We start from the raw sequence: 12,805 nt of genomic DNA, 5'->3' as shown, positions 1-12,805 counted from the left end.
TGTCAGGCGGTGTCGGTGCCGGCCGTCAGCCACTGCGCGGCGGCCGCCAGCAGCGACGTCACGCCGACTTCGACGGTGGGATCGACGGCCGGGGCGAACAGCGGCGAGTGGTTGCCGGGGACCTCGGCGGGGATCCCGTTCTCCAGCAGGACGTCGGGGTCGACGTCCTTGAACGCGGCGAGGCCGACGCCGCCGAAGTACCAGAAGACCGAGGGGACTTGGAGCGCGGTGCCGAAGATCCCGAAGTCTTCGCTGCCGGTGAGCGTATGGGGCAGGGTGAAGACGTACCCCTCTCCCAGGGCCTGGGCGAGTGCCGCCTGGACGGTGGCGGTGGCCTCGTGGTCGTTGACGGTCACCGGGAAGGCGTTGAAGTCCGTGATCTCGGGTTCCGCGGGGGCGCCGGAGGCCGCGGCCTCGGCGCGGACGATCCGCTTGACGGCCGCAGGACCCGTTCGCGTACCGCCGGAGTCGTGCTGCGGATGTTGATCCTGAGGTCGGCGGTGGCCGGGATGATGTTCTCCTTGGTGCCGCTGTGGATCGAGCCCACGGTCACCACCGCCTGCTGCTCCGCCCCCACTTCCCGGGAGACCACCGTCTGCAACCGCATCACGATCGCGGCGGCCATCACGACCGGGTCCACGGTCGTCTCGGGCATCGACCCGTGACCGCCCCGCCCGAACAGCCGCACCCGCACGCTGTCGGAGGCGGCCATCACCGGACCGGGCCGGGTGCCGACGAAGCCCGCGGGGATGGGCCCCACGTGCTGGCCCAGGCACACCTCGGCGTGCGGGAAGCGCTCCAGGAAGCCGTCGTCGATCATGGCCGGGGCTCCGCCGATCTCCTCGGCGGGCTGGAACACCGCGACGACCGTGCCGCGCCAGGCGTGCCGGTTGGCGGCCAGCAGGGCGGTCGCGCCGAGCAGGCAGGTCACGTGCATGTCGTGGCCGCAGGCGTGCATCACCGGGACCTCGTTGCCCTCCGCGTCCACCGCGGTCCTCGTGGACGCGTACGGGAGTCCCGTCTCCTCCCTCACGGGCAGTGCGTCCATGTCGGCACGGAGCAGCACCACCGGGCCGTCGCCCGCGCTGAGGACGCCGACGACGCCGGTTCCGCCCACCCCCTCGGTGACGTCCCAGCCCTGCTCCCGGAGCCGGGCGGCGACGATCCCCGCCGTGCGGACCTCCTGGAAGGAGAGCTCCGGGTGGGCGTGCAGATCCTTGTACAGGGCGCGCAGTCCGGGCAGTTGGCCGTTCAGTCCGGAAAGCAGCGAAGTGGCCGAGGTGGTCATGAGAGCTCCAGTACGGGAGGGGTACGGCGTGCGGTGGAAGCGAGGAAGGCCGGGGTGTCCTGAGGGGTCGCGGCGGCCGTGGCCGCTGCCATGACCGCGACCGGCGCGAGGAAGACGAAGGCGACCTGGAAGGAGGGGGCGTCCGCAAGGACGCCCCTGACGAGCGGGGCGGGGGCGGTCATGACGAGCGGGGCGGGGGCGGCCATGACGGCGACCTGTCCGCCGAAGACGGTCACCTCGCCGACCGTGTGGTTCGCGGCCTCGGGGCGCGGGATTCGCGGGCGCGGAGCAGGCACGGCACTCCTCTCTCCAGTGGCCGATACTGGGTGTCGGCCGGAAGTGCCCCTACCATCCGGCCTGCGCGTGAGGGAGGACCGAAAATGCCGGAAAGCATCGTCGGCCCACCGGAAGCACCGGATTCCGGCGCGCGGTTCTCGGAGCTGGATCTCGCCCTCGTCGACGCGCTCCAGGCGGCGCCCCGCGCCCCGTGGACCCGTATCGGCCGGGCGCTCGGTGTGGACGCGACGACCGCGGCCCGCCGCTGGGAGCGCCTGCGCGCCCACCGCCTGGCGTGGGTCACCGCCTACGACGCCCCGAAATCGGCCACGGTCGCCTATGTCGAGGTGCGGTGCCGGCCCCGCTCCCTCGAAGCGGTCAGCGCCGCCCTGTCCGAACTGCCGTGGGTCTTCAGCATCGACGAGACCGCCGGGGACTTCGACCTCTTCCTGTCCGTCGCCGCCACCGACCTGCCCGCGCTCGGCCGGTCGGTCCACCGCACCATCGGCGGGCTGCCGGGGTTGCGCTCCACCCGCACCCGGCTCGGGATCACGCTCTACGGGGAAGGCGGCCACTGGCGGATCAGGGCCATGGAACCGGCCGGCCGCGCCACGCTCTCGGCTCCGCGCGCCGCACGGCAGGCCACGTACAGCACGGACATGCACGACAGGCCGTCCCCCGAGGACCGGGCGCTGATGACCGCGCTCGGCGGCAATGGGCGGCTCGGCTACACCGAGCTCGGCGCCGCGACGGGGATGAGCGAGCACACCGCCCGGCGCCGGCTCCAGCGTCTGATCCACCACGGCGACGTCAGTTTCCGCTGCGACATCGCCCATCCCCTGGCCGGTCTGCCGGCCATGGTGATCTACCGGGCCGCCGTCCCACACGCCCACCTCGCACACACCGGAAACGCGCTGGCGCGCATGGAGCAGGTCCGTATGTGCGTCTCCGTCAGCGGACCGCACAACCTCCTGGTCGTCGTCTGGCTCCACGGCCTGAACGCCATCGGCCCGTTCGAGACGCTGCTGGCGGAGCGCTTCCCGGCGCTGGAGGTCAAGGACCGCACGGTGGCACTGCACTCCCCCAAGCGGATGGGCTGGCTCCTCGACACCCGGGGCCGCGCGATCCGCCGCGTCCCGCTGGACGTGCCCCGGTCCTGACCCGGACCGCCTGCCCCGCCCCGGACCGACCACCGAGCGGCGTCCACTTCTACGGCGGGCCGGAGCCGAGCAGCGTCCACGCCCCGTAGGCCGCCGAAGCCAGCGCGAGCACGGCGACCACCGTCACCGTGCGGGCCGTGGTGCGCAGCCGCAGCAGCGCGACGGCGGGCGGGAGGAGCAGGGGGAACGCGGGCATCATCAGCCGCGGCCTGGACCCGAAGTACCCGGAGCCGATCAGCGAGATGACGACGACGGCGACGCAGTAGGCGAGCACGGGGAGCGGCTGGCGCTGCCGTACGCACAGGAACACCACCCACCCCAGGCCCGCCAGCGCCGCGCACAGTCCGAGCGCGGCGGGCAGCGGCAGCCCGAGGATGAACGAGGCGAGCGCCACGCCTCCGTCGATGCTGTTGCCCCACTGCGCCTGGACGTCGAAGTACGCGAACGGGCTGCCCTGCCGTACGGCGACGAACACCACGTACGCGAGCCAGCCGAGCGGCGCGAGCGCGGTACCGATCAGCATCCGCGCGTTGCGGCGGACGAGGCCGTCCGTCCGGCCTGCCCGGTACTCCCGTACGAGCGCGACCGCGGCGGTGATCGCGAGGGCGGCGATCAGTGCCGCGGCGGAGGGCCTGGTCAGCCCGGCGAGCACGCACAGGGTGCCTGCCACGATCCAGCGCCGGGTCAGTACGGCGTACAGCGCCCAGGCCGCGAACGCGGTGAACAGGGTTTCGGTGTACGCCATCGACTGGACGAACGCCGTCGGGTACACGCCCCACAGCGCGGCCAGCACCACCCCGGTCCGGCGCCCGTGCAGACGCGCCCCGACGGCGAAGATCCCCCAGGCGGCGAGGAGCGCGGCGACCCAGGCGACCAGCAGTCCGGCGCCCGCGAGGGAGAGCGGGGTCAGTTCGGCGACCCCGCGTTCCAACGCCGGCAGCAGGGGGAAGAAGGCCAGGTCGGGGTGGACGCCGCCGTTCGGGAGGACGGCGGTGTGGCCGTAGCCGTTCTCGGCGATCCGCTGGTACCAGACGGAGTCCCAGCGCTCGGCGAGGAGGTGGAAGGCGCTCTTCCCGGCGCCGGACGCCGCGGCGGCGAAGACGGCGAGACCGATCAGGCGTACGGCCGCGTACGCCCCGAGGGCCGGGGCCGCCGCCGCGAGAGCCGCGGTGAGGCGACCGCGGGCGGAGGGCCGCGAGGGCCGGGGCGGCTGCGTTCGGGGGCCGCGCTGCCGCACGAGCCGCTGTGCGGGGGCGGTGGCCTGGGCGGCCGGTACGTCGTCGGGCATGCTGCCGATTATCTCCGCGGCGGACGGCCTGCCGCCACGGGCGGCGGAGCGTACGGGCTGCGAAGCCACGGGCGACGGGGTCACCGGCGGCGGGACCACCGCCTGCGAGGCCACCGGTGGGCTGAGCTACGGGCGGGCTGAGCTACGGGCGGAGTTTGGTGCGGGAGAGCGGCAGGGCGGGGGCGATCGACCAGAGGACCTCGGCCTCGTCCTCCCCCGGGTTGTCCCAGGCGTGCGCGGCGCGGGCCGAGAAGGTCGTCGAGTCGCCGGCCTCCAGGAACCGGGGCTCACCGTCCACGCTCAGCCGCAGCGTGCCGCGGACCAGGTAGGCGAAGACGGTCTCCGCCTCCAGGCTGTACGCCCCGCCCGAGCCGCCGCCGGGCCGCAGGATCGTCCGCATGACCTGGACGTGCCGTTCCTCGGCCGGTGTGAGGAGGAACTCCTCGATCCCGTGCCCGCCCATCTCCAGCTTGGCGCCCAGGCCGCCCTTGACGACGTCCTGGTCCGGGTAGTCGAAGAGCGCGGCGATGCCGGTGCCCAGCGCCTCGCAGATACGGATCAGGGTCGGGACGGAGACCGAGGTCTTGCCGCGCTCGGCGAGGCTGACGAACCCCTTGGTCACGCCCGCGGACTCGGCGACCTGAGCGAGTGTCAGCCCCTGTGCCAGGCGGAGCTCGCGCAGCCGCGGACCGATCGTGGACATGTGGCTGTCAGGGGCTTCGGACATGGCGGACACGCTACCTGCCGGGGAAGTCACGGTCAGTGGCCGGGGACAAACGCAGGTCGGAAGGGTCTTTACCCATCGAGTTTAGTGCTGTAAAACATTGACGAAAGTTTAATGGCGCTAAACAAGGCGCCCTGGTGGACCGCTGATCCGCCCGCCCCGGTGGACCGCCGTGCCGTCCGCCCCGGTGGACCGCCGATCCTCCCTCCCCCTCCCCTGCCCGTCCCGCACCACCCGAGGAGTAAGCCGATGAGCTCCCCGTCTTCCCATCCGAGCACCGCACGCACCGTGCGCGGCGTCGTCTTCCGCTCCCCCGGGCAGGAGGTGACCGTCACCGACGTCACCCTGGCCCCGCCCGGCCCCGGAGAGGTCGAGGTCGCCGTCGCGGCGGCCGGTGTCTGCCACTCCGACCTGCACGTCATTCGCGGCGAGTGGGACCACCCCACCCCGGTCGTGCTCGGACACGAGGGCTCGGGTGTGGTCACCGCGCTCGGCGAGGGCGTCACCGGTCTGGAACCCGGCGACCACGTCGTCCTGTCCTGGGTTCCGTCCTGCGGCACCTGCCGCTTCTGTGTCTCCGGGCGCCCGGCCGCGTGCAGCCTGGTCGCGGAGGTCGTGGCGCCCGGCGGGGTGCTGTACGACGGCACCAGCCGGCTCTCGGTCGACGGCGAGCGGGCCCACCACTACCTGGGCGTCTCCTCGTTCGCCGAGCGCGTCGTGGTCCCCGCCTCCGGCGCGGTCAAGGTGCGCAAGGACGCGCCCCTCGATGTGATCGCCCTGGTCGGCTGTGCCATCGCCACCGGTGTCGGCGCGGTCCGCAACACCGCGGGGGTCGAGGCCGGGGCCACCGTCGCCGTCATCGGCTGCGGCGGTGTGGGCCTCTCCTGTGTGCAGGGCGCCCGGCTGGCGAAGGCCGGCCGCATCGTCGCCGTCGACGTCGTCCCCGAGAAGCTGGAGCTGGCCCGCAGGCTCGGCGCGACGGACGCGGTCGACGCCCGGGACGGCCATGTCGTCGAGGCACTGCGGGCCCTGGTCCCGGAGGGCCTGGACTACGTGTTCGACGCCATCGGCAAGATCGAGACCACCGAGCAGTCCATCGCGGCGCTCGGCCAGGGCGGCGCCGCCGTCATCGTCGGACTGCCGCCGACCGGCCGTACCGCACGCTTCGACCCGCTCGCGCTCGCCGAGGCGGACCAGCGCATCCTCGGCTCCAACTACGGCTCGGTCGACGCCGCCCGCGACATCCCGGATCTGGTGGACCTCGTGGTGTCCGGTGAGCTCGACGTGGAATCGATGATCTCGGCGCGGCGCCCGCTGGACGAGGCGGGCGACGCGCTGGCCGACCTCGCCGCCGGCCACGCCCTGCGTCAGCTGCTGATGATGGAGGACCGGACATGAGCACCGCCGGAAAGCAGGCCGCGCCGGGGAAGCCGGCCGACGGGCTGGCCCACCGCTCCGTCTCCACGTTCGAGGTCGGCGCGCAGAGCGTCGCGAACGTCGCGCCCAGCGCCGTCATCGCGTTCGCCCCCGCCAGCATGGCCGCGTCCGCGGGCAACGGCGCCTGGTTCTCGTTCTTCCTGGCCATGGCCGCCGTCCTCGCGATCGCGTACTGCATCTGCGTCTTCGCCCGCAGGCGCGCCGGGGTCGGTTCGCTGTACGCCTTCTCCCGGCTCTCGCTCGGGGCGCCCGGCTCCTTCGTGACCGGCTGGGCGCTGCTCATCGGGGCGGTGTGCATCGGTTCGGGTTCGCTCGCGGGCGCCGGCTACTACACGGCGCGCGCCCTCGACCAGATCGGCATCGGCCTCTTCACCGGCGTCCCCGGGCAGATCCTGCTCGATGTGCTGCTGGCCGCCGTCGCGATCCGGCTGACAATCGCCAGTGTGCGGACGGCGGCGCGCGTCGCCTCCGTGCTGGAGGTCGTGTCGATCGTCCTCATCGTCGTCGTGCTGGTCCCCGCGTTCTTCAAGAGCGGAAACATCATCGACACCGACCAGCTGAGCCTGAGCGGCTCCACCCTCGACGGTGTCGTCTTCGCCGTGGTGCTGGGCGTGCTGGGCTTCGTCGGCTTCGAGGGCGCCGCCTCGCTGGGCGCCGAGGCCACCGATCCGTACAGGGCGATTCCCCGCTCGGTGATGGGCAGTGCGGTGCTGGCCGGGGTGCTCTACATGTTCGCGACGTACGCGCAGGTCGCCGGGTTCGGCGGGGCGGACGCGCTGGCGAGGAGCTCCGACCCGATGGACCAATTGGCGGAGCTGTCGGGCCTCGGCTTCCTGAAGTTCTTCCTGCACGTGGGCTTCGCGGCGTCGTTCGTGGCCGTGGTGATGGCCTGCGTCACCGTCGCCGCCCGCCTGCTGTTCGGGATGGCGAAGGAGGGGGTGATGCCGGCCCGGCTCGGGGTCGCCCACCCCCGCCACCGGACCCCGTCCGCGGCCATCTGGGCCGTCGCCCCGTTCGTCGCCGTCCCCGCGGTGCTCGTGGTCGGCGCCGGGACCGCGCCGCTGGACGCGACGTCGTACATCGACACCATCGGTGTCTTCGGCTACATGCTCAGCTACACCCTGGTGTGTCTGGCCGCGCCGCTGTTCGTACGCCGGATCGGGGCCCGCGGTCTGATCGTCACCTGGGGCCTGGGGCTGATCGGTGCCGCCGCGATGGTCTACGTCTTCTACCGCAATCTGTGGCCCGCCCCGGCGTGGCCGCTGAATGTGCTGCCGTACGTGTTCGTCGGCGCGCTGGTCGTCGGCATCGCCGGCTTCGCGGTGCTGCGGGCCCGGAGGCCGGAAGTCGCCCAACGCGCGGGGACGTTCGCGGACGACCTGGACTGACTCCCCGGCCGCCGCTCCCCGATGCCCGGCCCCGCACGCGCACCCGCGCGTACGGGGCCGGGCACCGTGCGTCGTTGGGCCCGACTTTGGGGCCAAGGGCCCAGGTCACCCGGCTCGTACACCCGTACGCTCACCCTCACGCCCGCATCGCTGAACTGCGGGCGCAGGCATGTCGAGCGGGCGTCGGAGAGGGAGAGCCGTGACTGGTGGCGGGGGCTGGGAAAGCGGAGGTGCGGGCCACATACCGCCGGGAAGCGGGGGTGGTTCCCGTACGAGCGGTGGCGTGTTCTTCGCCCTGACCCGCAGTTGGGCCGCCGGTGCCCTGGTCTACATCGCCGCCGGCTATCTGGTGTCGCGCGGGCTCGTCGAGATGCTCGCCACCGACGACCGGCTCGCCAGCTTCGGCTGGCGCCTCGGGCTGCTGCACGTGCCGAACGTCATCACGACCGTGCTCACGGTCCTGGCGTCGGCCCGCGTCCTGCCCGCCGAGCAGCGCGAGTCCCGGCCGCTGACCCTGCTCGCCTCCCTGGGCGTGCCGCTGGCCGCGCTCGCCTACGGATTCGCCGTGTCCTGGCATCTCGTGTCCCTGGAGGGCGCGTTGATGCCGGTTGTCACACTGGTGACCGGTTCGGCCGCGGGACTGGCCGTCGACCGGCTGCTGGACGACCGCGACGACGAGCCGGCCGCGGCGCCGTACCACCCGTACTCCTGGCGGGACGGCGGAGCCACCGCCCTGGAGTACCTCGGGGTGATCGTCCTCGTCGTCACGATGATCGGCGCCATGGCCATGGCGGGGGTCGGCGGGCAGATCGGCGAACGCATCCGCTGTGCGATCAACTCCCTGGGCGGCGGCGGTGGCAGCTGCTCCACCGGCGGCGGGGACACCACCGCGAAGCCGAAGACGGACGCCGACTACGAGCCCAAGATGTGCCAGGTCTCCAGCATCTCCGACACCGTCGGCGACAAGGTCAAGATCGGCTGGTTCGAGTGGGGCAACGAGTACGGCTTCCAGCAGAAGGTCAGCCAGGCCAAGACGGATGTGAACAACGACGGCAAGGTCGACGAGAACGACAAGCTGGTCTACATGACGTTCACCGACGCGGCCTCGGCCGGTGCCACCGCCAGCACCCCCGGCATCAAGCTCGGCAAACTGGGCAAGGCCGACGTGGACGTCGGCGGCGGCATCAAGATCACCAACGGTGACACCTGGGTCTTCAAGAGCGAGGAGGACGCCAAGAAGATGCGGGACGACATCGAGGAAATGAAGATGTGGGAGACCTCCACCAAGTACAGCGGAGGTTACGGCGGCGGCTGGTACTCCGGGATGAAGTGGGCCGACAAGAAGAAGGACGTCGAGAGCAAGATCGGCGACAAGAAGATCTCGTACTCGACCATCGGCCTCAACGCCTACGCGGACGGCGGCCTCTCCATCAGCGCGGGTGACGAGACGAAGCTCGGTGCCAAGCTCGGCGGCAAGGCCAAGTTCTCCCCCGAGGTGACCGTCACCAAGGACGACGTCAACGGCAACGAGTCCTACACGTACACCGCCAAGCTCGAACTGGAGGGCAAGGTCAGCGGTTCGGCCGGTCCGCTCGGCGGCGCGGCCGCAGCGAAGGACAACCGGACCGGGGCGATCACCGTCACCCGCGACCAGAAGACCGGCAAGATCGTCCGCATCGACATGACCCAGACCGTCGAGAACGGCTCGGCCTCCCACAAGGGCGACATCAGCGGCGACAACGGCGAGAAGGGCAAGGACAAGCGCGGCGGCAAGGTCAGCGGCTCCGACTCCTCCGGCGAGACCGGCATCGAGGTCCTGACGAACTCGATCGTCTTCGGCAAGGACACCGACAAGGCCACCGAGGACAAGCGGGCCGTGGCCGAGCAGTGGCTGAACGGCTCCGGCGACAACACCGCCCCGTTCGAGTACATGTTCGGCGACCACTCCATGCAGCAGAAGCCCGCCGGCACCGACCCGTTCGACCAGCTGATGTTCCAGGACGGGCTGTCGAGCACCATGAAGTACCACGGCGAGACGGACGCCCAGGAGTTCGGGTTCGAGGTGTCGCTCGGCATGAGTCTGGGGTTCTCCATCTCCGACGAGCACAAGAAGGAGACACTGACGGACGCGCAGTTCCTCGGTGCTCCGCAGGGCGACAAGCGGGCGTACCTTCCGTACAGCTACTGCGCGAAGTAGCCGCACGGACGGGTACGGCTATGGCACACGGCACGGCACGCGGCAACCACGCACGACGAAGAGGCGACAGGCGATGACGACGACGATGAAGATGTCCCGGGCAATCGGCGCAGCTGCTGCCGCCGCCATCGGCCTCACCCTGCTCACCGGCTGCGGCGGCGACGCCGCCGCGGTTCCGGAGGGCTGGGGCACGCTCGACACCAAGAGCCTCTCCGTCGGCTACCCCGAGAACAAGGGCTACAAGGAGCAGTCGGCGGCCGACCGTACCAAGGCCAATGCCGCCGTCTCGCTCAAGGAGGAGGGCGGGCTGCGCACCGGCATGGTCTCCGTGCAGCTCGATTTCGCCACGGGGGTGGACGACGCCGGCGAGGCGGCGGCCGCGGCGGGCGCCGGTATCGGTCTGGGGGCGACCCGGAAGGAGACCTCGGACGTGCGGCTGGCCGGTGCGGAGAGTGCCCGCGAGGCGCGCAGGATCGACTACGAGTTCACGTCGAGCGGCAAGGAGCGGACCCCGGCGCCGGGTACCCCGATGACGGGCGTCGTGGTGGCGGGCGTCGATTCGAAGCACGTGCCGTTCGCGGTCCGGATCAATGCGGTGAAGGGCTCGCTGAGCTCGCGGGACCTCGACGCGTTCGTCGATTCGATCACGGTCAAGTAGCGGTCGGACGCTCCAGCGACTTCAAGGGCCCCAGCGGCTTCCACGGGCTTCACGGCTTCACGGCTTCAGCCAGTTTCGAGTAGCTTCACACAGCGGATCAGAGGCGCGCGTTCATGCAGATCCTGCCCGGTGGCACGGCCACGTTCCTGCTCCTGTTCGGCCTGTTCTGCGGCGCGTTCGCCCTCCGGTCGGCGCTGCGGCTGAACCGGGTGCTGCGGCTGGTCCGGCACGGCGAACACGCCGAGGGCCGGTGCGCGGACCGCCGGACGGTCGACCGGGGGCCGGGCACGGACCGGAGTCACGTCACCGAGTACGTCTTCGCGTTCCGTACCCGCGACGGCCGCCACATCGAGTTCACCGACCATGCCCCGGGCCCGTTCGGCTTCGAGGTCGGGAGGCCGGTCCGGGTCAGCTACGACCCGGCGGACCCGGCGAAGCGCGCCACGGTGGCCGGGCCGGGGGCGTGGGGGCCGGTGGTGATGCCCGTGGTGTTCGCTGCCGTGCTGGGAGTGTTCGCGGCCGGACTGCTGCTGGGGTTCGCGGCGATGCGGGGGTGGCTCTGAGCGGGAGGTACCGGTGCCCGTGTGCGGTGTGTGCGGTGCGCTCGTGTGACGTGTGCGTGTGTGCCGTGCACCGGCGGCCGTCGCGGAGGCCGGGGAGCCGGCCGGGAGACCGGGAAGCCGGAGGCCGGGAGACCGGGAAGCCGGGCGCCCTTCCCGCCACCGGTTGCAGGGGGCCGCGCCGCTACCGGCTGGGGACCTCGCTCCCGAACAGCATCCACGGCGATTCGTCGAACGATGCCACCCCGGCCAACTGCGGCTGTGTCGCGGCGATTTCGTGGCGCACGGCGAGCGTGTCCGGCCAACTGTCGAAGTACGTCGTCCCGTTGATGACGACACCGCTCCAGTCGGTCGCCGCGGAAGCGCCCTCCCGGTCGACCACGAAGCCGATACAGAGCACGGAAGCCCGCCCTATCGCCTCCCTGATCGCCCGCGCGGCCACCTCCTGCTCGTCCCGCGTCAGCCGCCCGAATCCGAATTCGAGCGCGACGACTCCGTCCCCCATCCGCCGGACGCGCGCGGGAACATCGGTCCCGCTGTTCACCCACAGCAGGAAGTCGACCTTGTCGATCCGCTGCAGGCCGGCCAGGAGCACGAGCTGCTCCCTGGTCACCCACGAGGGAGTTCCCCAGGGGTCCGGGCCGGGGCCGAGAAGCGTGACCCGTCGCGTGACGGGGTGGCTGAGCCGCAGCCCCGCCGCGTCGAGATCGCCGAAGAGCGACTCTGCGTCCGGGCGGCTCCAGCCGAGGTGGTACGAGTAGAAGAAACCGTCACTCATCGATACATCACCCCATGGAACGGATACAGGTGGAGCGTGCAGATCAACGTGCGTATGGGCGCGCCGGACAGACGCCCGTGACGGGCGCCGGGTCAGGGGTGCTCACGGTTGGTCACGTACGAGCGTAATGAGCCCGGCCTGTCCGGGCTTGGGCCCACGGGCCCAGGCGCGGGCCCCAATGAGCGGTGCCCGTGGGCCGGGCGCCGGGGCGGCCGCAGGATTCACCGGCTTCGGCCGCAGCACAGGGTTTATGCGATGGACAGGCGTGGGCCCATCGCCCAAGGTGTACGTCGATGACACGCACCGATTCGCCTCCCGCATGGGACGAGCGCACCCAGCTGACCACTTTCCTCGACTACGTACGCGACACCGCACGCGCGAAGTGCGAGGGCATCTCACCGGAAGACGCCCGCCGGGCCCCGCTGCCCGGCTCGCCCCTGATGACGATCGCCGGGCTGATCAACCACCTCAGCTGGGTCGAGTACTACTGGTTCGAGGTGGCCTTCCTCGGCTGCGAGGACGAAGGCCCGTGGACGGACGAGGACCCCGACCGCGAGATGCGCATCGCGGTGGACATGCCGCTCGCCGATGTACTGTCCCAATATGAGGAACGGACCGTCCGCTACCGCGAGCTGGTCGCCTCCCGCGACCTGGACACCCCGGCCGAACAACCCCGCAGGGACGGCCGTCACCCCGATCTGCGCTGGATCCTCCTGCACCTGATCGAGGAGACCTCCCGGCACAACGGTCACCTCGACGTGATCCGCGAGATCGTCGACGGCACCACCGGCATCTAGTGCTGTGACCAAGGGCCCCCGGGTCGACGGGAAGGTGGCGGCGGCAAGGGGCTGGGTGGTCCGCACGGACGACGCCGAACTCGCCCCGCTCCTGACCGGATGCGCCGGCTGCCCGTACCCCGGCGCCCGGCAGGACGCCCCTTCCGCGGAGCGCACGGCCCCCGGCAGTCACCGTGACCGCCGGGGCTCTTCCCTGCCCGCAGCGGAGCGTCCACGGCTTACCGAGGGGGACCGGGCATCACCCGATCGGTGTG

The 12,805-nt window shown here is 71.7% G+C and carries 12 protein-coding genes and 1 pseudogene; 7 read left to right on the top strand and 6 right to left on the bottom strand.

Features of this window, described 5'->3' with window-relative positions:
• Positions 1-2 precede the first annotated feature (2 nt).
• The 3 genes and pseudogenes from ACFVT1_RS10690 to ACFVT1_RS10680 all read right to left on the bottom strand — a co-directional run.
• Positions 3-461 (bottom strand): annotated as a pseudogene (locus tag ACFVT1_RS10690) (M20/M25/M40 family metallo-hydrolase); the annotation flags it as partial.
• On the bottom strand, positions 353-1,288 hold the full coding sequence (locus tag ACFVT1_RS10685; RefSeq protein WP_389794163.1) for an amidohydrolase: 936 nt from the start codon (positions 1,286-1,288) through the stop codon (positions 353-355). The gene ACFVT1_RS10685 and the pseudogene ACFVT1_RS10690, both read right to left, overlap by 109 nt.
• Positions 1,285-1,584, bottom strand: a complete 300-nt coding sequence (locus ACFVT1_RS10680; protein ID WP_389794162.1) for a hypothetical protein — start codon at positions 1,582-1,584, stop codon at positions 1,285-1,287. Before ACFVT1_RS10680 ends, ACFVT1_RS10685 begins: the two co-directional genes overlap by 4 nt.
• An 84-nt stretch (positions 1,585-1,668) precedes the next feature.
• Here ACFVT1_RS10680 and ACFVT1_RS10675 point away from each other — a divergent pair, with 84 nt between their 5' ends.
• Entirely contained in the window at positions 1,669-2,724 is a 1,056-nt protein-coding gene (locus tag ACFVT1_RS10675) for an Lrp/AsnC family transcriptional regulator (RefSeq protein ID WP_389794161.1), read from the top strand.
• Positions 2,725-2,773: 49 nt separating this feature from the next.
• On the opposite strand, the gene ACFVT1_RS10670 is transcribed toward ACFVT1_RS10675, so the two are convergent.
• Both ACFVT1_RS10670 and ACFVT1_RS10665 read right to left on the bottom strand, forming a co-directional pair.
• A complete protein-coding gene (locus tag ACFVT1_RS10670; RefSeq protein WP_389794160.1) occupies positions 2,774-4,012 on the bottom strand; it encodes a hypothetical protein in 1,239 nt (412 codons plus the stop codon).
• A gap of 142 nt (positions 4,013-4,154) precedes the next feature.
• Entirely contained in the window at positions 4,155-4,739 is a 585-nt protein-coding gene (locus ACFVT1_RS10665) for a helix-turn-helix domain-containing protein (RefSeq protein ID WP_389794159.1), read from the bottom strand.
• Positions 4,740-4,985: 246 nt separating this feature from the next.
• On the opposite strand from ACFVT1_RS10665, the gene ACFVT1_RS10660 reads away from it, so the two are divergent.
• From ACFVT1_RS10660 to ACFVT1_RS10640, 5 genes are all read left to right on the top strand, one after another.
• Complete coding sequence (locus tag ACFVT1_RS10660; protein WP_389794158.1) at positions 4,986-6,134, top strand: Zn-dependent alcohol dehydrogenase; 1,149 nt, start codon at positions 4,986-4,988, stop codon at positions 6,132-6,134.
• Complete coding sequence (locus ACFVT1_RS10655) at positions 6,131-7,561, top strand: APC family permease (protein ID WP_389794157.1); 1,431 nt, start codon at positions 6,131-6,133, stop codon at positions 7,559-7,561. Before ACFVT1_RS10660 ends, ACFVT1_RS10655 begins: the two co-directional genes overlap by 4 nt.
• 199 nt (positions 7,562-7,760) lie before the next feature.
• Entirely contained in the window at positions 7,761-9,758 is a 1,998-nt protein-coding gene (locus ACFVT1_RS10650; protein WP_389794156.1) for a hypothetical protein, read from the top strand.
• A 73-nt stretch (positions 9,759-9,831) separates the two neighbouring features.
• On the top strand, positions 9,832-10,416 hold the full coding sequence (locus ACFVT1_RS10645) for a hypothetical protein (protein ID WP_389794155.1): 585 nt from the start codon (positions 9,832-9,834) through the stop codon (positions 10,414-10,416).
• Positions 10,417-10,529: 113 nt separating this feature from the next.
• Entirely contained in the window at positions 10,530-10,979 is a 450-nt protein-coding gene (locus ACFVT1_RS10640) for a DUF3592 domain-containing protein (protein WP_389794154.1), read from the top strand.
• A gap of 181 nt (positions 10,980-11,160) precedes the next feature.
• Here the strand turns inward: ACFVT1_RS10640 and ACFVT1_RS10635 are convergent, their stop codons facing one another.
• Positions 11,161-11,754: a hypothetical protein gene (locus tag ACFVT1_RS10635; RefSeq protein ID WP_389794153.1), complete on the bottom strand. Its 594-nt coding sequence runs from the start codon at positions 11,752-11,754 to the stop codon at positions 11,161-11,163.
• A 293-nt stretch (positions 11,755-12,047) separates the two neighbouring features.
• Between ACFVT1_RS10635 and ACFVT1_RS10630 the strand changes: the two genes are divergently transcribed.
• Positions 12,048-12,551, top strand: coding sequence for a DinB family protein (locus tag ACFVT1_RS10630; protein WP_389794152.1), 504 nt, complete (start codon positions 12,048-12,050; stop codon positions 12,549-12,551).
• The last annotated feature ends 254 nt before the right edge of the window (positions 12,552-12,805 follow it).

This window comes from Streptomyces sp. NPDC057963, assembly GCF_042887155.1.
GTDB lineage: Bacteria > Actinomycetota > Actinomycetes > Streptomycetales > Streptomycetaceae > Streptomyces.
The sequence above is the reverse complement of the archived record's forward strand: the minus strand, read 5'-3'. Positions and strand labels throughout refer to the sequence as shown.

Coding starts and splice junctions, on each gene's coding strand:
- ACFVT1_RS10685 (WP_389794163.1), bottom strand. CDS start 1,288: ATGACCACCTCGGCCACTTCGCTGCTTTCCGGACTGAACGGCCAACTG.
- ACFVT1_RS10675 (WP_389794161.1), top strand. CDS start 1,669: ATGCCGGAAAGCATCGTCGGCCCACCGGAAGCACCGGATTCCGGCGCG.
- ACFVT1_RS10670 (WP_389794160.1), bottom strand. CDS start 4,012: ATGCCCGACGACGTACCGGCCGCCCAGGCCACCGCCCCCGCACAGCGG.
- ACFVT1_RS10665 (WP_389794159.1), bottom strand. CDS start 4,739: ATGTCCGAAGCCCCTGACAGCCACATGTCCACGATCGGTCCGCGGCTG.
- ACFVT1_RS10660 (WP_389794158.1), top strand. CDS start 4,986: ATGAGCTCCCCGTCTTCCCATCCGAGCACCGCACGCACCGTGCGCGGC.
- ACFVT1_RS10655 (WP_389794157.1), top strand. CDS start 6,131: ATGAGCACCGCCGGAAAGCAGGCCGCGCCGGGGAAGCCGGCCGACGGG.
- ACFVT1_RS10645 (WP_389794155.1), top strand. CDS start 9,832: ATGACGACGACGATGAAGATGTCCCGGGCAATCGGCGCAGCTGCTGCC.
- ACFVT1_RS10640 (WP_389794154.1), top strand. CDS start 10,530: ATGCAGATCCTGCCCGGTGGCACGGCCACGTTCCTGCTCCTGTTCGGC.
- ACFVT1_RS10635 (WP_389794153.1), bottom strand. CDS start 11,754: ATGAGTGACGGTTTCTTCTACTCGTACCACCTCGGCTGGAGCCGCCCG.
- ACFVT1_RS10630 (WP_389794152.1), top strand. CDS start 12,048: ATGACACGCACCGATTCGCCTCCCGCATGGGACGAGCGCACCCAGCTG.